This is a genomic window from Pantoea sp., assembly GCF_039594315.1.
Taxonomy (GTDB): domain Bacteria; phylum Pseudomonadota; class Gammaproteobacteria; order Enterobacterales; family Enterobacteriaceae; genus Pantoea.
This window is the reverse complement of record NZ_JBCNNP010000004.1, coordinates 37312-55822: the sequence shown is the minus strand read 5'-3', so window position 1 is coordinate 55822 and position 18511 is coordinate 37312. Positions and strand designations below refer to the sequence as shown.

Here is an 18511-nt window from a genome sequence, read left to right as displayed (position 1 = left end):
CGGCGCAATTTATTGCGTTATTTTGATTTTTAAAATCAACTGAACGCGATGAATCGCGCCGCTACGAATATGTGCGGTTATTTAATGCTTGCTTAACCACACATCATAAACACTTTCTGGCATCTGCTTATAACTACGGAAACCGTAACCGTGCACATAACTGGCGGTGGCTAACTGATCTTCCGGTTCATACAGCGGCACAGCCAGCGCCAATTGTGGTAACGCCAGTTGTTGCAGTTGGCTGTAAAAATCACGACGCTGATTGAGATCCAACGTGGCGGCGGCTTTATCCAGCAATGCGTTGATTTCTGGGCTATTCACGCGACTGTAGTTGATCGCGCCGCCCTGAGCGATGGGACGATAATGGTTTTCGATATCCACGCCATCGGTTGGTGTGTTGGAGTTGGCGATGGTGCCAAATTTGCCGCTTTTGCGCACATCGCCATAGGTGCCGGAATCGACGTAATTCAGTTTAAGATCAACACCCAAGCGCTGACGCGCCTGCGCCTGAATCGCCTGCAATAACACATCGCGCTGATCGCGCACCGTGGCCTGGGCCTGAATCAACTCGATGCGTAGACGTTGACCGTCTTTGGTGCGAAACCCTTCGCCGTCGCGCGTTTGCCAACCGGCCTCATCCAGCAGTTTGTTAGCGGCCGTGAGATTGTTGCCGTATTTGCCCTCCAGCGCTTTGTCGTATAGCGGATCAATCGGTGAAGTGATGCCCCACGCACGCGTACGTTCACCGCGATAAACCGATTTCAGTAAGGGATCGATGTCCAATCCTTGTAGCAACGCTTGCCGCACCTTTACCTCTTGCGTGGGACCATATTCCACGTTCAGGAACAGCGAATATGGCGTCCCCGTATTGAGCGCATGTTGGTAAGTGAAGTCGGGATTGTCTTTGAATTCCCCAGCATCGTTGCCTGAAATCCCTTCAATCACATCCACCTGGCCGGATAACAGCGCGCCTGTTCGCACCGATGATTCTGGCAGGAAGCGGTAGGTGACACGATCAAGATAGGCCGGACCTTGGTGCTGCGCGGTGGCGGGCGCCCAGTGATAATGGGGGTTTCTCACGTAGGTGACCTGCTGGCCTTTCTCGTAGTTTTCGAGAATAAAGGGCCCGGTACCGGCGAGCGCTTTGCCACCCGATTTAAGCTGCGGTGATGTCCAACTGGCCGGTGCTAAAATCTGCAAACCGGCGGCAAATGACAGGAACGGTGCATAAACGTCTTTCAAGGTGATCACCACGGTGTGATCGTCCGGAGTAGCGATGTTGTCGATGTGCGAACCCATCAGGCACAAACTGGTGCCAGCGCAATATTGCGCCACCTGGGTTTGACGAAAGTTGGCGGCTACTGCGTTGGCATCCAATTTTTCACCGTTGGAAAAGGTGACGTCACCTCGCAGGTTAAAGCGGATCACTTTACCGTTGTCGCTGACCTGATAACTTTCCGCCAGCCACGGCACAAAGCTGCCATCGGGACGGCGTGCTAACAGCGATTCCCAAAAGTTGCGCAGCGTGATTTCGGCTTTGTCCTGCCCGTTCAACTGCGGATTAAAGGTGGTAGGTTCGGTTTCTACGCCGACGGTTAAACTGCCGCCGCTGATGGGTTGATCGGCCGCGATAACAGCCGATGCGCTGCCCAGTAGCGTTAAACTCAGCGCCAACGTCATTTTATTAAATTTCATATTATCCTTGGTGAATGCAGGTATATTTTAAATAGCTCGCAGAGAGCCTGAATTAATTCCCGCTGAATTATTAAAACCCGGACAAATAAATGTAAAACGACAATAGTGGCAATCGATGTGTTGAATGTGGCAATGAAGGGAAATAAAAAAAGGTCACCATAAATGGCGACCTTACAAAGATGAGGTGCGGTTTTCGTAGGGTCACCGTTTATGGTGACCCTACGTTAGCACAACTCGATTATTTATTCGGCGCGAGCGGCGATGATGCTTTCGGCCACATTGCGTGGTGCTTCCGCATAGTGCGCAAACTCCATGCTGTAAGTTGCACGACCTTGCGACATCGATCGCAGTGTGGTGGCGTAGCCAAACATCTCCGACAACGGCACTTCGGCGCGAATAATGCGCGCACCAAAACGCTCCTCCATGCCTTGCAGGTTGCCGCGCCGCGATGACAGATCGCCCATCACGCTACCGGCGTACTCCTCCGGCGTTTCCACTTCTACCTGCATCAGCGGTTCGAGGATCACCGGATCGGCCTGCTTCGCTGCGGCTTTGAAGCCAAAAATCGCCGCCATGCGGAACGCCATTTCTGACGAATCGACATCGTGATACGAACCAAAGGTCAACGTGGCTTTAAGATCCACCACCGGATAACCGGTTAGCACGCCGCTGTTCAGCGCCTCGCGAATCCCCTTCTCCACCGAAGGAATAAACTCGCGCGGTACCACGCCGCCTTTGGTGGCATCTTCAAAGGCAAATCCCGCGCCAGCCGCTTGCGGTTCCAGCGTCAGCACCACATGGCCGTACTGACCTTTACCGCCGGATTGACGCACAAACTTACCTTCAACGTCGCGCACCGTTTTGCGGATGGTTTCGCGATAGGTCACCTGCGGCCGCCCGATGTTGGCTTCGACGCCAAACTCGCGCTTCATGCGATCGACAATAATCTCCAGATGTAACTCGCCCATACCAGAAATAATCGTCTGGCCGGATTCCTCATCGGTATGCAGACGGAACGACGGATCTTCGGCCGCCAAACGCTGCAACGCCAGCCCCATTTTCTCCTGATCGCCTTTGGTCTTCGGCTCAATCGACAGCGAAATCACCGGATCGGGAAACTCCATGCGCTCCAGCGTGATCACCGCATCGGGATCGCACAGCGTTTCACCGGTGGTCACCTCTTTCAAACCGACGCAGGCGGCAATATCACCGGCGCGAATCTCTTCGATTTCGATACGATCGTTGGCCTGCATCTGCACGATGCGGCCAATACGCTCCTTGCGCCCTTTCACCGCATTCCACACGCTGTCGCCTTTGCGCAGCACGCCAGAATAGACACGCACAAAGGTCAACTGACCGACATAGGGATCGCTCATCAATTTGAACGCCAGCGCCGAGAACGGTTCGGCATCATCGGCGTGACGTTCGTCGTGCTCGCCTTGCTCGTTAACGCCGCTCACCGCCGGTACATCCAGTGGCGACGGCATCAGCTCAATCACCGCATCCAACATGCGCTGCACGCCTTTGTTTTTGAACGCGCTGCCGCACAGCATCGGCTGGATTTCACCGAGCAAGGTGCGCTGACGTAGTCCGGCAATCACCTCTTCTTCACTGAGATCGCCCTGTTCCAGATAGCGATCCATCAGCGCTTCGCTGGCTTCGGCGGCCGCCGCGACCATGTTCTCACGCCATTCGGCGGCCAGCGCCTGCAATTCATCAGGAATCGGCGCATAGCTGAAGCTCATGCCTTGCGTGGCATCGTCCCAATAAATGGCGCGCATTTTGTTGAGATCGACCACGCCGCTGAAGTGCTCTTCGGCGCCAATGGGAATCACAATCGGTACCGGATTCGCGTGCAAACGATCTTTCATCATCTGCACCACGCGGAAGAAATCCGCGCCCTGGCGATCCATTTTGTTGACGAAAGCGATGCGCGGCACATGATATTTGTTGGCCTGGCGCCAAACGGTTTCGGATTGCGGCTGCACGCCGCCCACCGCGTCATACACCATCACCGCGCCATCCAGCACGCGCATCGAGCGCTCAACTTCGATGGTGAAATCGACGTGGCCGGGCGTATCAATAATGTTGATACGATGCGGCGTAAAGCTGCCATCCATACCCGGCCAGAAGCAGCTTACTGCCGCCGAGGTAATGGTGATGCCACGCTCTTGCTCCTGCGCCATCCAGTCGGTGGTTGCCGCGCCATCGTGCACTTCACCTAACTTGTGGCTCATTCCGGTGTAAAACAGAATGCGCTCAGTGGTGGTGGTTTTACCGGCATCGATGTGCGCGGAGATGCCGATGTTGCGATAACGTTCGATGGGGAGGGTTCGGGGCATGATGCGTCCTTAGTCTGCTCGACTGAGTCATTGCGCGGGCACCATTGCCCGCCGCTGCGCAATAGCCTAATCCTATTGTACGAACAAACACGAACAGTTTGAGCCTTTTTTAATCATCGTTGAAATCTTGCAGACGATTCAGCATTTGCGGGCTGGCAAGCCAACGCCCGCCGCTTTAAGGTAAGGGTTTCACTGTTAACGGGAATCTCAACCATGCGCATTCTGGTAGTCGGCGCCGGCGCAACCGGCGGGTATTTCGGTGCGCGTCTGGCGCAAGCAGGACGTGATGTGACTTTTTTGGTGCGCGAGCGCCGCTTCAAGCAGTTGCAGCAAACCGGTTTGGTATTGAAAACGCCTGATGCTAGCGAAGTGATTCAGCCGCAGCTGGCGCAGGCCGGATCGCTCAGTGGCAGCTTTGACCTGATAATTTTGACGGTGAAAAGCTTTGGACTGGATCAGGCGATGGATGACATCGCACCCGCTGTAGGCGCGGATACGTTGATCATGCCGATCCTTAACGGCATGCGACATATCGATACGCTGCGTGCGCGCTTTGGCGACAAAGTGATTGGCGGCTTGTGCAAAATCAACGCCACGCTGGGTGAAAACGGCGAAGTGATGCAGATGACGCCGCTGCATATGCTGTATTACGGTGCGCTCGACGGCAACAATGATGCGCGTTTGCAGCGCGTCAACCAAACCTTGAGCGGCGCGGCGTTTGATACAGTGTTTGCGGACAATATCATCAGCGAATTGTGGGAGAAGTGGCTGTTGCTGAGTACGCTTGGCGCGGTGTGTTGTATCGCGCGTGGCAATACGCAGCAAGTGCTGACTTCACAAGGCGGCGAAGCGTTGCTGCAAAGCGTTTTTGGCGAAGTGTTGGCGGTATTGAGCGCCGAAGGTTATCAGCAGCGTCCGGCGGTAACGGCGAAGATTTATGAGACGCTGAACAATCCCAAAGCCGCGATGACTTCGTCGATGTACCGCGATTTAACCCAAGGCTATGAGATTGAAGCCGACCAGGTGATTGGCGATTTGCTGGTGCGCGGCGCGCGCAGCGGCGTGGTAACCCCACTGCTGAACGCGGTGTATGTCAATTTGCAGGTGTATTTGCAGAATCGATAATAGCGGTCACCATCAATGGCGACCCTACAACATCCGTACGGTCGCCATTATCGGCGACCAAATTCTTACAATCGCGACTGCACGCCCGGCAATTTCACCAATCGTTGCCAGCCCGCTTCCACTGCTTCCGGCACCTCAACATGGCCGAGGAAACCTTTGCCGCGCGGGCCATAACCGTTTTCATCGTCACGCAGACGTTGAATTTCGCCAATCAGCAGCGACAGAAAACGCTCCATCGACCACAATCCCTGCGGCGGCGCACCGATGATGCGCAGCATGCCCGCGTCCATCATCACCTGCGGCACAAATACCGGCCAGCTGATAAATTCCGGTGCGTCGGCACGATCGCGCCATTGATAGCGGAAAGTTTCCCAGGTACGGCGCTGCATCAGCGGATCTTGCACCAACAGCACGCGCTGCGGCTGCCAGTTGTGCTCATCCAGCATTTTTTGGCTGAAAGCGGCGTTTTCACCACAGTTACGCGAGGCTTTTTCCAGCAGCAACTGATCGTCGGGCAACGCGGCAAACACCTGCGCCACTTCGCCCAACAGTTCCGCTTCACTTTTGCCTTTACTGTTAATTTGACGATACAGCGGATGCGCGGCCAACATCTCCGCCAGCAGCGCGGTTGAGTGACCAATACCGCCGCTGATCAACAAGGGCAATTGATACTTTTTCGCCACGGCAATCACCGCTTCGACGTTGGGCAGTACCGCATGACCGGCCAGAATGGCGAGATCGATATCGAGCGAGCCGTCTTTTGGCATGTGATCCAGCGCCAACCAGGCCGCCAGCGTGTTGATGTCCTGAATCTGATCGTTGTTGAGCTGCATTCCGTTCTCCTCGTTTTATCCTTGGCAGTGTAGCGGCTTAAGTGCGCGTCGGCAGGGAAAAATTTGCTACACTCGAGGCTGTTTATTCAGGAGAGATCCATGACTGCGCATTCCGTAACCCTTGACGATGTTGCCCAATTAGCTGGGGTTTCCTACCAAACCGTGTCCCGCGTTCTCAACCACTCCGCACAGGTTTCGCCGCGTACCCGCGCCAAAGTCGAAGCGGCGATGCAGCAACTCAACTATGTACCGAACCGCGTAGCGCAGCAGTTGGCGGGCAAAAATACCCGCACATTGGGTCTCGCCACCAGCGATCTGGCGTTGATGGCACCGGCGCAAATCGCCTCGGCGATTCAACAGCGTGCGGCGGCGCAGGGTTATCATCTGGTGATCGCCATGGCGAATCCACACAGCGCGCCGCAGGATACGGTGAATGAACTGCTGGCACAGCGGGTGGATGCGTTGATGATCAACCTGCCCCTCGACGCCGCACAAGCGGCGCAGATTCAGTTGCAGTGCGATAACAAGCCGGTGCTGTTTCTCGATGTCGAGCGCAGCGCAGCGGTGGCGCAGTGTCAGTATCAGAGCGAATCGGGCGCGCAGCAGGCAGTGGATCATTTGGTCGCGCTCGGCCATCGTCATATCGGCGTGTTGAATGGACCGTCGCGCTCCGCTTCGGCGCGGGCGCGTTATCATGCCTGGGAAGCGGCGCTGGCAGCACATCATCTGGCCCCCTTCTGCGTGCTGCATGGCGACTGGAGCGCGGCATCCGGTTATCAGGCGTTGCTGACGCAATTGCCGCAGCAGTTACCGCAAGCCTTGTTAGTGGCGAACGATCAGATGGCGCTCGGCGCGATGCGCGCACTGCATCAGCATGGCGTAAAAATTCCGGCTGAGATGTCGATTATCGGCTACGACGACACGGCAGAAAGCGCGTGGTATCAGCCGCCATTAACCACGGTGCGTCAGGATTTACAGCAGTTGGGCGCGGTGAGCGTTGATCGTCTGTTAGCGCAGTTGGAAGGTAACGAGGGTGGCGCAGAAGCGTTGCAAACGGAGTTGGTATTGCGCGAAACCACCGCAGCGCCGCAGAAAAATCAGGTGAATGTGGCGGAGATTGCACAGCAGTTGCAGGCATTGGCGCGCCAGTTGCTTGAGGCGCAGAAATAAAAAAGGTCGTCATAAATGACGACCTTCAGTATTACTGGGCTTTTGGTTCGCCCATCGCTTTCAACTTCTTCGACAGCTCGCGACGCTCTTTCGACAGGTCAGCGTTTTTGATGATGTATTCATCAACGCGGTCTTCATAGTCCACACGCATGGACGCAATGATTTCCTGCACCGCCTCAATGCTCATGCCTGGTTTGATGTATTCGCTCAGGTTGTCCAGCAGCAGCACACGTTTCTGGTTATCACGGACTTTCTTCTCGTTATCCACGATTTCGCGCTGCAGTTTGTTTTTACGACGGAACATACGCACAAACTCCAGTACGTCCTGAAATGATTGCTTGGCATTATCCATGTTGGCACCTTTCTTGAGGCCTGCATTCGCAGGCGGAATAGTCATAACGTTCAGCTTAGCGGGTTGGCCGCCAGGGAAGCAATTTTCACAGCTAAATTCGGACTGGCGCTTATCTTAGCGCAAAGAAAGCGTGATTCACATTAAGTCATTGCCTGAGAAAACTATTTACGCAACGCCAGACGCACCAAATCGGTCATGCGCTCCAATTGACGTGCTTGCTCCAGGCTCAGCCACACATAGCCGTAAATCGCGGTGGTTTCCGAACGCCCGCTGCGATTGGCGATCAACTGCTCCAACTCTTGCGTAATCTCTTCTAAAACATGGCTGTTGGCGGTGATCTGCTCGGTTTCGCCTTTCACCATCAAGGTGGCTAGCGCATTCAAGGTGTCTTCGGTCATTTGCTGCGTGCGGCGCAGCGTAGGCGCATTTAGCATGATCAGATGACTTTCACGCGATGACCACCACGCATCAATTTGCATCTGCATAGTGTTAACCATATTACGGTTGATGGTCTGAATCGCTTCAAACACCGATTTCGGAATACGCGTCTCTTTGCTGGCCGGTTCCAGCAGCGAGCGCATCTTGATCACCCCGGTCAGCAGCTTTTGGAACGGCTTATTGAGTCGCGGTTTTTCCAGCAGATTCGGCGAGAAGCCGGTGTGATGCAGCTTCGCCATCGCAATAAACGCATCCGACAATTGAATGCGCCAATGAGTGTAAGCACGCTGCGCCCAAATCGCGCTGAACAGCAACGCCATCAGCGAGCCGAGAATCACATCGCCGCCGCGCCATAGCGCAATAGTGAAATCGCCAGCCGGTGCACCCACCACCACGCCGAGCGTGATGCCGATCAGCAGCGCCATGTACGGTTGTTTACCCAGCGTCAAATAGCCGCAGACAATCATCACAATCGCACACCACACCAGCATCACCGGCAGCGAAAACAGCTCCAGTTTGAGCGCAATCAAGCCAGAGATCAGCCCGGCAAACGTGCCGCTGATGCGTTGTACCACGCGCGGGAAGACGTTGCCCCAGGTGGAAATCGGCCCCATCACCACCACCAGGGTAATCAGCGGCCAGGTGCCTTCGGGGATGTCGGTCATGCGCACAAACAGGAAGCACAATACAAAAGCGATAGCGATGCGCACGCCGTGCACAGCGCGATAGTGGCGGTAGAACCAGAACTCAATCTGCGAGATGGGTTTGTCAGCGCGTAACATGGTTATCCGGGAACGATAAAAAATTGCGCGCTATGTTACCCTGGCGACGCGCGAACCATCAGTGCCTGAAGCAACTTTTTCGCGCCATTTGGCGAAATTAAACATGTGCGTTACAAAGAATTTTCCCAATAGAAACATCAATGTAACGCCATGCGATTTTAATCGGCGGCGCGCACCGGGATATACATATCCACCAGCCAATCGCCGCTATCGGAACCATCAGAAAGGTAATGCTCGAAGCACGGACGATTGTCGACTTGCCAATCGCTTTGTGCTTTCAGGTGATCAAACAAACTGCGCCACGCGCTGAAGAAATCATTATTCAGCACCTCAATACGCGCATGATAATACTTGCCGCCCGCCAGCAATCCGCGTTCAATTTCATCGCTGGCTTCTGGCAATATGTCAGTGGCGATCACCGTTTCGACGCGCAGCTCTTCTGGCGGCACCACTTCGGGATTGCCGTAATAAATCGCCAGCCATTCGCCCTGCGCCTGATGCTCGCTGACCCAGTTTTTCAGCCGTTCAAAACCGCGCGGCACCGTTTCCTGCCACGGACCTTGCAGATGGTAGCCAAGCCAGCTTTGCGGATTACGTTCAACAATCGATGCTTTCATACCTTGCCTCAATTCAGCGGTTGAAAGCGCAATTGTGCCATCACCGCCGCGCCACGGCGACGATGATGACGCTGAAATCCGTCGCGGATTACAGTTTCTGTTTCACGTAATCGGTAATACGGGTAATGATGCCAGCCTGATCAACCGCTTGCAGCGCATACAGCGGATAGCTTGCCAGCTGCTTATCTTTATCCATCACCTGAATCTCGCCGACCTGCTCACCGGCTTTCAGCGGCGCTTCCAGGTCTTTGCGATCAATCACATATTTCGCCATCACGTTAGAGACTTCGCTGCGCGGCAGTGACAGATAAACATCCTGGGTGGTACCGACATCAACCTGATGCGGCTTGCCGTACCAAACGTTTTCGGTGCCGATTTTCTTGCCGGCGTGGAACAGTTGTACGGTGTCGAAGTTGTTCTGGCCCCACACCAGCAGCTTACGCGCCTGATCTTCGCGCCCTTTCGAGCTCTTGCCGCCCATCACTACGGCGATTAAGCGATGACGTCCCACCACGTTCGAAGCGATGATGTTGAAGCCCGCGCTCTCGGTGTGACCGGTTTTCAGGCCATCGACGTGCAGATTTTGATCCCACAGCAAGCCGTTACGGTTGTTCTGGGTGATGCCGTTCCAGCTCAGGGTTTTCTCGCTGTACATGGCGTAGAAATCCGGTTCGCCGCTGATAATCGCCCGTGACAACACCGCCAAGTCGCGCGCCGTGGTGTGCTGGCCCGGCGCATCAAGACCGTGCACGGTTTCAAAATGGGTATGCGACAGGCCGAGTTTCTGCACGTAGTTGTTCATCATGGTGACGAAACTGCTTTCGCTGCCAGCGACGTGATCGGCCAGCGCCACGCAGGCATCGTTACCGGAATCGATGATCACGCCGCGCATCAGATCGCGCACCGTCACCTGATCGCCCGGCTTGAGGAACATCAGCGAAGAGCCTTTAAACACCGGATTGCCCGCGCCCCACGCATCTTTGCCGATGGTGACTTTGTCGTCGCGACTGATTTTGTTCTGATCGATAGCGCGATCCACCACATAACCGGTCATCAGCTTGGTGAGGCTGGCCGGGTTGCGCTCTTCATCCGGATTACCGGCAGTGAGAATCTGGCCGGTGGTGGCGTCCATCAACACCCATGAAGCCGCATCAATCGGCGGAGGCGTCAGGGGAAATGGCATGCTGTCGTCGGCCTGTGCCAACGATGCCCAAACAATCATTCCAGATACAGTAACCAGCAGACGCCTTTTCAACACTTCTTCCTCGAAATCAAAAAATGAATTTACCGCCGGACGTTTTACGGCAAATAGCGCTTACAGATCTGAATAAATTGAAAAAAAGTATGAACTGCGGACAAATGCTGCGCGCCCGCTCGCAGCGAGGATGATCGAGGTTGTGCTGCTATCAACGGACGACTATCCTGTGCGTTGTTTCTCCACAGCCAGGATGATGCCGTGCCCGCCTCTGAGTTCACCTTCTTATTTCACGATTACGAGACCTTCGGTAAAAGTCCATCGCTGGACCGTCCGGCGCAGTTTGCTGGCCTAAGAACCGATAAAGAATTCAATGCAGTAGGTGAACCGCAGGTGTTTTATTGCCAACCTGCTGACGACTATTTACCGCAGCCAGAAGCGGTGATGATCACGGGCATTACGCCGCAAACCGCCAAAGCACGCGGCGTGACGGAAGCGGCATTTGCTGAGCGCATCCACGGCCTGTTTAGCGAGCCGCAAACCTGTGTGATTGGTTACAACAATGTGCGTTTCGATGATGAAGTGACGCGCAATATCTTCTATCGCAATTTCTTCGATCCGTATGGCTGGAGCTGGCAAAACGGCAATTCCCGCTGGGATTTGCTGGACGTGATGCGTGCCTGTTACGCGCTGCGCCCGGAAGGCATTGTATGGCCGGAAAATGACGATGGTTTCCCGAGCTTCAAGCTGGAGCATCTCACCAAAGCCAACGGCGTGGCGCATGAACAGGCGCACGATGCGATGTCTGACGTGTATGCCACGTTAGCGATGGCAAAGCTGGTCAAAGAGAAGCAGCCGAAGTTGTTTGAGTTTCTGTTTACCCATCGCAACAAACAGAAACTGATGACATTGATTGATATCCCGCAAATGAAACCGCTGGTGCATGTCTCAGGCATGTTTGGCGCGGCGCGCGGCAACACCAGCTGGATTGTGCCGCTGGCGTGGCATCCCGATAACCGTAATGCGTTGATTGTCGCCGATCTGGCTGGCGATATGTCGCCGCTGCTGGAGTTGGAACCTGATGAACTGCGCGCGCGTTTGTATACTCGTCACAGTGAGTTGGGCGAGCGCACTGCGGTGCCGATCAAGCTGGTGCACATCAATAAGTGTCCGGTGCTGGCACCGGCAAATACCTTGCGCCCGGAAGATGCTGACCGGCTGAATATTGATCGCCAACACTGTATCGCCAACCTCGCGCTGTTGCGTGCGCATGCTGAAGTGCGCGAGAAAGTGGTGACGCTGTTTGCCGAAGCCGAGCCGTTTACGCCATCAGATGATGTGGATGCGCAGTTGTATGACGGCTTCTTTAGCGATGCTGACCGCGCGGGCATGAACATTGTGCGCCAGACGCCGCCGCAGAATTTACCGGCGCTGGATTTGACCTTCGAGGATAAGCGCATTGCTAAATTGCTGTTCCGCTATCGTGCACGCAACTTCCCTGGCACGCTGGATGATAAAGAGCAGCAGCGTTGGTTGCAGCATCGCCGCGAGGCACTGAATGCCGATCGCGTGCAGGCGTTTCTGATGGAATTGGAGTCGCTGGCGAGTTTGCACGAAGAGAATGCCGAGAAGATGGCGCAGTTGAAGGCGTTGTATTTGTACGCGCAGGAGTTGGTGTCGTAGTCCTCTGCGGTCTGATGCCCTCACCCTAGCGCTCTCCCACAGGGAGAGGGGATGTTTAGGGGGCGAAAGCATCAGCACAGAGAGAGGGATGTTTAGGGGGAATGTGTGGTTAGGGGGTAACGCATCTGCCACCGCACTCGATCAGTCCCCTCTCCCGCGTGCGGGAGAGGGTTAGGGTGAGGGGCAGACGACGCCTTAAATCATCGCCCACACTGCCCACGTCAGGACGAAACCGCTCAAACCCATCACCGTAGTCAGCACCGTCCAGGTCTTCAAACCATCGGCAACAGACAAGCCCAGATAGCGCGTCACCACCCAGAAACCGGCATCATTAACGTGCGACAAGCCCAACCCGCCAAAACACGCCGCCAATGTAACCAGCACGCGCTGCATATCTGTCACATCGCCCACCGCCTGGCTCAGTAAACCACTGGTAGTCAAAATCGCGACCGTGGCCGAACCCTGTGAGGCACGCAACGCCAGCGACAGGATAAACGCGGCTGGAACCAGCGGCAGATGCAAGGTTTCCAGCGTCAGCGCCAGCGCTTTGCCCACGCCGGATTCCACCAGCACTTTACCAAACGCGCCACCGGCACCAGCGACCAGAATCACGCTCGCAGAACTCGGAATCGCACGACCGGTAAGATCTTCTAGCTTCTCTTTGCTCCAGCCACGGCGCACGCCCAGCAGCCACGCCGCCAAACCCAACGCAATCAGCAGCGCAATCGGCGGCGTACCAATTACCGTCATCACCGAGCGCAGCACGCTATCTTCCGGCAGCATGCTGTGCGACAGCGTACCCAGCACAATCAGCAGAATCGGTACAATAATCAAACCGGTAATGGTCATCGCGCCTGGCGCTGGCGCATCGTTTTTTGCCGCGCCTTCTGGCTTCGCCAACTGCAATTGCTCCAGCACATCAACCGAAAGATGGTACTGACGCAGGTTCATCGCTTTGGCCACGAAATAGCCCACCACGCCCACCGGGATGGAGATCAGGATGCCGAGCATCATCAGCCAACCCATATCGGTATGCAGAATACCGGCCGCCGCAGCAGCACCCGGATGCGTCGGCAACGCCACGTGCACCGTCAGCATCACACCGGCCATCGGCAGGCCGAATTTCAGCGGCGAAACGCGCGCCACTTTGGTGAAGCCGTAAATCAGTGGGATCACGATGATAAAGCCGACTTCGAAGAACACTGGAATGCCCAGGATAAACGCCGCCATGGTCAGCGCTGCAACCGTGCGCTTGATGCCCAGCGATTTACTGAAGCGCTGCGCCAGCGATTCGGCACCGCCCGAGGCTTCAATCACCGCACCTAACATCGCTCCCAGCACGATGATAATCGTGATATGGCCCAGCAAATTGCCCATCCCGCTAAAGATGGTTTCCATGATTTTGTCGGCCGGAATGCCGGTCGCAATCGCCACCAGCAAGCTGACGATCAGTAAAGCAACAAACGGGTGAACTTTGGTTTTAATCACCAGCAACAGCAAGATCACAATGCTGGCGGTAGCTATAGCAAGCAACAACGCAGTTGACATCATAAACCTCTATTTTATAAGTATTTTCGGGTACAGCTTTCTCTGGTATTGGCGAAATTAGGTAAGACTTCACCGGCACAGCGCAAAGTGCACTGTGCGGGGCACAACAAGACGGCTTATTTAGCGTAAGGCGCGAACCAGCCCAGACCGGCTTCGGTGCGGCCGCGCGGGATGTATTCGCATCCCACCCAACCGTCGTAGCCCACTTCATCTAACAGATTGAAAATGTAGGCGTAATTCACTTCACCTTCGTCCGGTTCATGACGATGTGGCGCAGAGGCGATTTGGATGTGACGATAGCGTCCGGCATATTCGCGAATCAGATGCGTCAGATTGCCGTCCACCAGCTGCGCGTGGAACAGGTCGAGCTGTGTGAAAACGTTCGGGCGATCAATACGTTCCATCATCGCCAGCGTTTGGTATTGGCTTGAGTAGAGGTAATTCGGCTTGGTCACCGGATTAAGCGCTTCCAGCAGCAAGCGAATGCCGTGCGGCGCAAACTGCTCGCTGGCGTAATGCATGTTTCGCACAAAAGTGGCTTCATATTCGGCACGATCGGCACCGTTCGGCACGGTTGCTGCCATCACGTGCACCTGCTTAACATTCAGCGCCAGCGCATATTCCAGCGCACGGTCGATATCGGCACGCGCATCCGCTTCGCGCCCCGGAATGGCCGAAACGCCCCACTCGCCCGCTTGCACGTTGCCCGCCGCGGTATTGAACAGCACCAGTTCCAGTTGATGTTTTTCCAGTTCGGCTTTGATCACTTCTGCTGGATAGTCATAAGGAAAAAGGAACTCCACCGCGCGGAAACCGGCATTCGCCGCAGCGGCAAAGCGTTCGATAAACGGCAGTTCACCGAACTGGGTGGATAAATTGGCTGCAAACTTTGGCATTAGAAATTCCTCAATTCCGCAACTTCGCTATCGGTGAGATAACGGATCGAGCGGTCGCCGAGCGTGAACATCAAACGCGCGGTCTCTTCCAGTTCTTCTGTGTTATTGGCCGCTTCGCGTAGCGATTTGCCCACTACCACCGGGCCGTGATTCGCCAGCAGGAAAGCGTTATAGCGCGATGCCAGATTGGCTAAATCATCGGCCAAACGCTGATCGCCCGGCTTGTAATACGGCACCACCGGCACGTCGCCGACGCGCATCACCACGTATGGCGTGAACGGGCGAATGCAGTTTTCGCTATCGAGATCGTTGAGGCAGGAAAGCGCGGTCAAATAGTGGCTGTGCAGATGTACCACCGCTTTGCACTCGGGATTATTCAGGTACAGCGCACGGTGAAACGCCACTTCTTTTGACGGTTTGTCGCCAGAGATCCACTCGCCTTGCAAGGTCACTTTTGACAGGCGATCGGCTTGCAATTCGCCGAGGCAGGAGCCGGTTGGCGTTGCCAATAGGTTGCCATCTTCCAGCAGCAGCGACAGGTTGCCCGCCGAACCGGTGGCGTAGCCGCGCTGGAAAAACGAGGCGCCGAGTTGCACCATCTCTTCGCGTGCTTGTTGTTCGGTCATGCTGAAAACTCCGTTTGTGCGCGGGCAAAGAACTGTTCGTCGCCAAAATTGCCGGATTTCAGGGCCAGCGAAAGCGGTTGATGGATATCGCGCACCCACGGCACGCCAGGCGAAATCATCGGCCCGATATGGAAAGCGGTCACGCCCAGACTCTGCGCCACCACGCCGGAGGTTTCACCACCTGCCACAATAAAGCGCTGCCAGCCGCGTTTCTGCAGTTCACGCGTCACGTTGGCAAACAGTTGCTCAACCGCCTCGCTGCTGCGCGCCGCGCCATATTGCTGCTGAATCGCCTGCAACTGCTGCGCATCGGCGGTAGCAAACAGCAACGGAGCCAAGGCTGATTGATGATGGGCTTCCACCCAATCGCACAGTTGTTGCGCATAACTCGCGGCATTTTCAAGGCAACGTTCCACCAACACTTCATGTGATGGCGCTTGTTGGCGATAGGCTGCCACCTGGCGATTGGTCATCTGCGAGCAGGAGCCAGAAATCACCACCGCGCGTTCGCCCTGCGGACGTCCGGCTTGTTCAGCATCGCTGTTCTGCTGCTGCGTGGCCCACGCGCGCGCAATGCCAATCGCCAGCCCGGAACCGCCGGTCACCAAAGGCATGGCTTTCAACGCTTCACCTTGAGTCAGCAAATGCTGTTCATGCAGCGCATCAAGTACCACATAGTTGATGCCCTGCGCTTTCAATGCGTCCAATTGCTCACGTACCGCGTCGGCACCTTTATCCAAATGCGCGGCATTGATCACCGCCGCCTGGCCTTGGGCCTGGCGCGTCATCAAACGCACCAGATTGCTGTCGGTCATCGGCGTCACCGGGTGGTGGCGCATGCCTGATTCGGACAGCAGCTGGTCGGCAACAAACAGATAACCTTGATACACGGTGCGACCGTTGACCGGCAGCGACGGCGAGATCACCGTTTGTGTTTCGCCCAGCGCCGCCAGCAGCGCATCGGTAACCGGACCGATGTTGCCCTGCTCGGTGCTGTCGAAGGTCGAGCAATATTTGAAGTAGAAACGGTCGCAGCCCTGCTGTTGCAGCCATTTTAAGGCCGCCAGCGATTGATCAATCGCCTGTTGCGCCGGGCAAGAACGTGACTTCAGGCTGATGACAATCGCCTGCGTGCTCAATTCATCGTGCTCGGCGGGTACGCCGTTAAACTGAATGGTCGGCAAACCGTTTTGCACCAGAAAACTGGCGATGTCAGTCGCGCCGGTAAAATCGTCTGCAATTACGCCTAAACGCATAATTACTTCTCCTTGCCCTGCGGCAGCGTGATGCCGCTGAAAATCTTGATCACTGCGCTGTCGTCTTCACGACCGTGACCGGCATTGCTGGCTTCGGTAAACATGTTGAGTGCAGTTGAGGCCAGCGGCAGCGGGAAATGCAGCGACTTGGCGGTATCCGCCACCAGATTGAGATCTTTAACGAAGATATCCACCGCGGATTTTGGCGAGTAATCACCATCAACCACGTGGCGCATGCGGTTCTCAAACATCCACGAGTTGCCTGCCGCGTTGGTCACCACGTCATACATGGTGTCGAGTGGAATGCCCGCGCGCGCCGCTAGCGCCATCGCTTCTGCACCAACGGCGATATGTACGCCCGCCAGCAACTGGTGAATAATTTTGACGGTGGAACCTAGGCCGATTTCACTGCCAACGCGATAAACCTTCGCGGCGACCGCATCCAGCACCGGCTTGAGCAACGCAAAGGCTTCATCGCTACCCGACGCCATCACCGTCATCTCGCCCACCGCCGCTTTCGCTGCGCCGCCAGAAACCGGTGCATCCAGCATCAACAACTGGTGTTGTGTAAGCTGTTGTTCAATCGCCTGCGCATCTTGTGAAGAAATGGTAGAGGACACCATCACCACTGTGCCCGGCTTCAGTTGCGCGGCAACACCGTTTTCACCAAACAGAATCGCTTTCACTTGCGCGGCATTCACCACCAGCAGCAATACGGCATCGAGCTCTGCGGCAAAGCTGGCTGCGGAGGTCTGTGCATCACGTGCACCGGCCTGACGCAAGGTTTCCAGCGCCTGCGGATTGAGATCAACACCCCAGGTATTTAATCCAGCGCGGATACAAGACTGCGCTGCGCCCATGCCCATGGAACCTAAACCAATCACGCCGATGTTATTCACGGTTGCTGACACAGCAAACCTCCATTGTTAATTTAAGTGATAATTTGTTCATTGGTGTTAAGTCTGCCGCAGAAACTGACCAGGAAACGTGCGTGATATCACAAAAATTAACTTACCCACGGAACATTTAACATCCCTTCACACGATGAGGCACAGGTCACAACCACAGGATTGGCGGGATTTCTGCTTAGTTTACGGCAAGATAAATTCTGCTGCGGCCTGTGAATCGATGATCTACAATGTGAAAAAATGATAATTCAGGGAGAGCATCATGATTCCGGTTGAACGTCATCAACAGATTCTAGCGTTGGTTGCTGAGCGCGGCGTGGTGAGCATTGCCGAGTTGACGGAAAGATTAGGCGTGTCGCATATGACGATTCGCCGCGACGTGCAGAAGCTGGAGGAACAAGGCGCGGTGTTGTCGGTGTCGGGCGGCGTGCGTTCAGCGGATCGGCTGGCGGCGGAGCCGTCACATCTGGCGAAAACCAGCATGTACAGCGGCGAGAAGATGGCAATCGGGCAATATGCCGCGCGCCATATTCCGCGTAACAGTTGTATTTACATTGATGCCGGCACCACCACGCTGGCGCTGGCGCGAGAGTTAGTTGAGCGCGACGATTTGCTGGTGGTGACCAATGATTTCGTGATTGCCCGCCTGTTGATGGAGAGCAGCGGCTGCAAGCTGATTCATACTGGCGGCACCGTTTGCCGTGAGAACCGATCCAGCGTCGGTGAAGCCGCAGCGCGCAGTTTGCGTCAGCTGGCGATCGATATCGCATTTATCTCGGCATCTTGCTGGGGCCCGCGCGGCTTGTTTACGCCGGATGAAGATAAAGTGCCGGTGAAGCTGGCGGCGAGCGATGTCAGCAGCAAGCGCGTGTTGCTGAGTGATAGTTCGAAGTACAACAAAATTGCTACGCATCTGGCGTTGCCGCTGGAGCGGTTTGATACCTTGATTACCGATGCCGAGTTAAGTAAAGCCGGACGTGAGACATTGAGCTCGGGGAGCTGGGAATTGGTGTTGGCGGGTTGATGTTGCGGTTTTTAAAAGGGT

16 protein-coding genes are annotated in these 18511 nt (G+C 55.5%); 4 read left to right on the top strand and 12 right to left on the bottom strand.

The annotated features are described in order from the left end of the window. Window positions 1-81: 81 nt before the first annotated feature. Window positions 82-1695, bottom strand: a complete 1614-nt coding sequence (locus ABDW13_RS04705; RefSeq protein ID WP_343551262.1) for an ABC transporter substrate-binding protein — start codon at window positions 1693-1695, stop codon at window positions 82-84. Window positions 1696-1937: 242 nt separating this feature from the next. Next, the gene (fusA, locus tag ABDW13_RS04700; protein WP_343551261.1) at window positions 1938-4037 is read right to left on the bottom strand and encodes an elongation factor G; all 2100 of its coding nucleotides are present in this window, start codon (window positions 4035-4037) and stop codon (window positions 1938-1940) included. Between the two features lie 213 nt (window positions 4038-4250). Between fusA and ABDW13_RS04695 the strand changes: the two genes are divergently transcribed. Then, window positions 4251-5162: a ketopantoate reductase family protein gene (locus ABDW13_RS04695; protein WP_343551260.1), complete on the top strand. Its 912-nt coding sequence runs from the start codon at window positions 4251-4253 to the stop codon at window positions 5160-5162. Between the two features lie 65 nt (window positions 5163-5227). On the opposite strand, the gene ABDW13_RS04690 is transcribed toward ABDW13_RS04695, so the two are convergent. Continuing rightward, window positions 5228-5995: a YdcF family protein gene (locus ABDW13_RS04690; RefSeq protein ID WP_343551259.1), complete on the bottom strand. Its 768-nt coding sequence runs from the start codon at window positions 5993-5995 to the stop codon at window positions 5228-5230. Between the two features lie 99 nt (window positions 5996-6094). Between ABDW13_RS04690 and ABDW13_RS04685 the strand changes: the two genes are divergently transcribed. Continuing rightward, on the top strand, window positions 6095-7165 hold the full coding sequence (locus tag ABDW13_RS04685) for a LacI family DNA-binding transcriptional regulator (RefSeq protein ID WP_343551258.1): 1071 nt from the start codon (window positions 6095-6097) through the stop codon (window positions 7163-7165). Between the two features lie 31 nt (window positions 7166-7196). Here the strand turns inward: ABDW13_RS04685 and tmaR are convergent, their stop codons facing one another. The 4 genes from tmaR to dacD all read right to left on the bottom strand — a co-directional run bounded on the left by tmaR (window position 7197) and on the right by dacD (window position 10609). Beyond that, window positions 7197-7517 carry a PTS system regulator TmaR gene (gene tmaR, locus ABDW13_RS04680; RefSeq protein WP_343551398.1) on the bottom strand — a complete coding sequence of 107 codons (321 nt, stop codon included), beginning with the start codon at window positions 7515-7517 and terminating at the stop codon, window positions 7197-7199. Window positions 7518-7678: 161 nt separating this feature from the next. Continuing rightward, complete coding sequence (locus ABDW13_RS04675) at window positions 7679-8737, bottom strand: FUSC family protein (RefSeq protein WP_343551257.1); 1059 nt, start codon at window positions 8735-8737, stop codon at window positions 7679-7681. A 158-nt stretch (window positions 8738-8895) separates the two neighbouring features. Then, complete coding sequence (locus ABDW13_RS04670) at window positions 8896-9354, bottom strand: GyrI-like domain-containing protein (protein ID WP_343551256.1); 459 nt, start codon at window positions 9352-9354, stop codon at window positions 8896-8898. Between the two features lie 88 nt (window positions 9355-9442). Next, the gene (gene dacD / locus ABDW13_RS04665) at window positions 9443-10609 is read right to left on the bottom strand and encodes a serine-type D-Ala-D-Ala carboxypeptidase DacD (protein WP_343551255.1); all 1167 of its coding nucleotides are present in this window, start codon (window positions 10607-10609) and stop codon (window positions 9443-9445) included. Between the two features lie 201 nt (window positions 10610-10810). Here dacD and sbcB point away from each other — a divergent pair, with 201 nt between their 5' ends. Beyond that, window positions 10811-12232, top strand: coding sequence for an exodeoxyribonuclease I (gene sbcB, locus ABDW13_RS04660; protein ID WP_343551254.1), 1422 nt, complete (start codon window positions 10811-10813; stop codon window positions 12230-12232). 195 nt (window positions 12233-12427) lie between these two features. Here the strand turns inward: sbcB and ABDW13_RS04655 are convergent, their stop codons facing one another. The 5 genes from ABDW13_RS04655 to ltnD all read right to left on the bottom strand — a co-directional run bounded on the left by ABDW13_RS04655 (window position 12428) and on the right by ltnD (window position 17469). Continuing rightward, window positions 12428-13780 (bottom strand): GntP family transporter, encoded by a 1353-nt coding sequence (locus ABDW13_RS04655; RefSeq protein WP_343551253.1) that lies wholly within the window; start codon window positions 13778-13780, stop codon window positions 12428-12430. A 116-nt stretch (window positions 13781-13896) separates the two neighbouring features. Then, entirely contained in the window at window positions 13897-14676 is a 780-nt protein-coding gene (locus tag ABDW13_RS04650) for an HPr family phosphocarrier protein (RefSeq protein WP_343551252.1), read from the bottom strand. After that, window positions 14676-15302, bottom strand: a complete 627-nt coding sequence (locus ABDW13_RS04645) for an aldolase (RefSeq protein WP_343551251.1) — start codon at window positions 15300-15302, stop codon at window positions 14676-14678. The genes ABDW13_RS04650 and ABDW13_RS04645 overlap by 1 nt, the downstream gene beginning before the upstream one ends. Next, entirely contained in the window at window positions 15299-16558 is a 1260-nt protein-coding gene (gene otnK, locus ABDW13_RS04640; RefSeq protein ID WP_343551250.1) for a 3-oxo-tetronate kinase, read from the bottom strand. The genes ABDW13_RS04645 and otnK overlap by 4 nt, the downstream gene beginning before the upstream one ends. A gap of 2 nt (window positions 16559-16560) precedes the next feature. After that, entirely contained in the window at window positions 16561-17469 is a 909-nt protein-coding gene (ltnD, locus tag ABDW13_RS04635) for an L-threonate dehydrogenase (protein WP_343551248.1), read from the bottom strand. A gap of 259 nt (window positions 17470-17728) precedes the next feature. On the opposite strand from ltnD, the gene ygbI reads away from it, so the two are divergent. Continuing rightward, a complete protein-coding gene (ygbI, locus tag ABDW13_RS04630) occupies window positions 17729-18490 on the top strand; it encodes a DNA-binding transcriptional repressor YgbI (protein WP_343551247.1) in 762 nt (253 codons plus the stop codon). The last annotated feature ends 21 nt before the right edge of the window (window positions 18491-18511 follow it).

Excerpts from the sequence above, each read along its gene's own strand:
- tmaR (WP_343551398.1), bottom strand. The coding sequence starts at position 7,517 with ATGGATAATGCCAAGCAATCATTTCAGGACGTACTGGAGTTTGTGCGT.
- ABDW13_RS04685 (WP_343551258.1), top strand. The coding sequence starts at position 6,095 with ATGACTGCGCATTCCGTAACCCTTGACGATGTTGCCCAATTAGCTGGG.
- ABDW13_RS04705 (WP_343551262.1), bottom strand. The coding sequence starts at position 1,695 with ATGAAATTTAATAAAATGACGTTGGCGCTGAGTTTAACGCTACTGGGC.
- otnK (WP_343551250.1), bottom strand. The coding sequence starts at position 16,558 with ATGCGTTTAGGCGTAATTGCAGACGATTTTACCGGCGCGACTGACATC.
- fusA (WP_343551261.1), bottom strand. The coding sequence starts at position 4,037 with ATGCCCCGAACCCTCCCCATCGAACGTTATCGCAACATCGGCATCTCC.
- ABDW13_RS04670 (WP_343551256.1), bottom strand. The coding sequence starts at position 9,354 with ATGAAAGCATCGATTGTTGAACGTAATCCGCAAAGCTGGCTTGGCTAC.
- ABDW13_RS04650 (WP_343551252.1), bottom strand. The coding sequence starts at position 14,676 with ATGCCAAAGTTTGCAGCCAATTTATCCACCCAGTTCGGTGAACTGCCG.
- ygbI (WP_343551247.1), top strand. The coding sequence starts at position 17,729 with ATGATTCCGGTTGAACGTCATCAACAGATTCTAGCGTTGGTTGCTGAG.
- ABDW13_RS04690 (WP_343551259.1), bottom strand. The coding sequence starts at position 5,995 with ATGCAGCTCAACAACGATCAGATTCAGGACATCAACACGCTGGCGGCC.
- ABDW13_RS04675 (WP_343551257.1), bottom strand. The coding sequence starts at position 8,737 with ATGTTACGCGCTGACAAACCCATCTCGCAGATTGAGTTCTGGTTCTAC.
- ABDW13_RS04655 (WP_343551253.1), bottom strand. The coding sequence starts at position 13,780 with ATGTCAACTGCGTTGTTGCTTGCTATAGCTACCGCCAGCATTGTGATC.
- ABDW13_RS04645 (WP_343551251.1), bottom strand. The coding sequence starts at position 15,302 with ATGACCGAACAACAAGCACGCGAAGAGATGGTGCAACTCGGCGCCTCG.
- ABDW13_RS04695 (WP_343551260.1), top strand. The coding sequence starts at position 4,251 with ATGCGCATTCTGGTAGTCGGCGCCGGCGCAACCGGCGGGTATTTCGGT.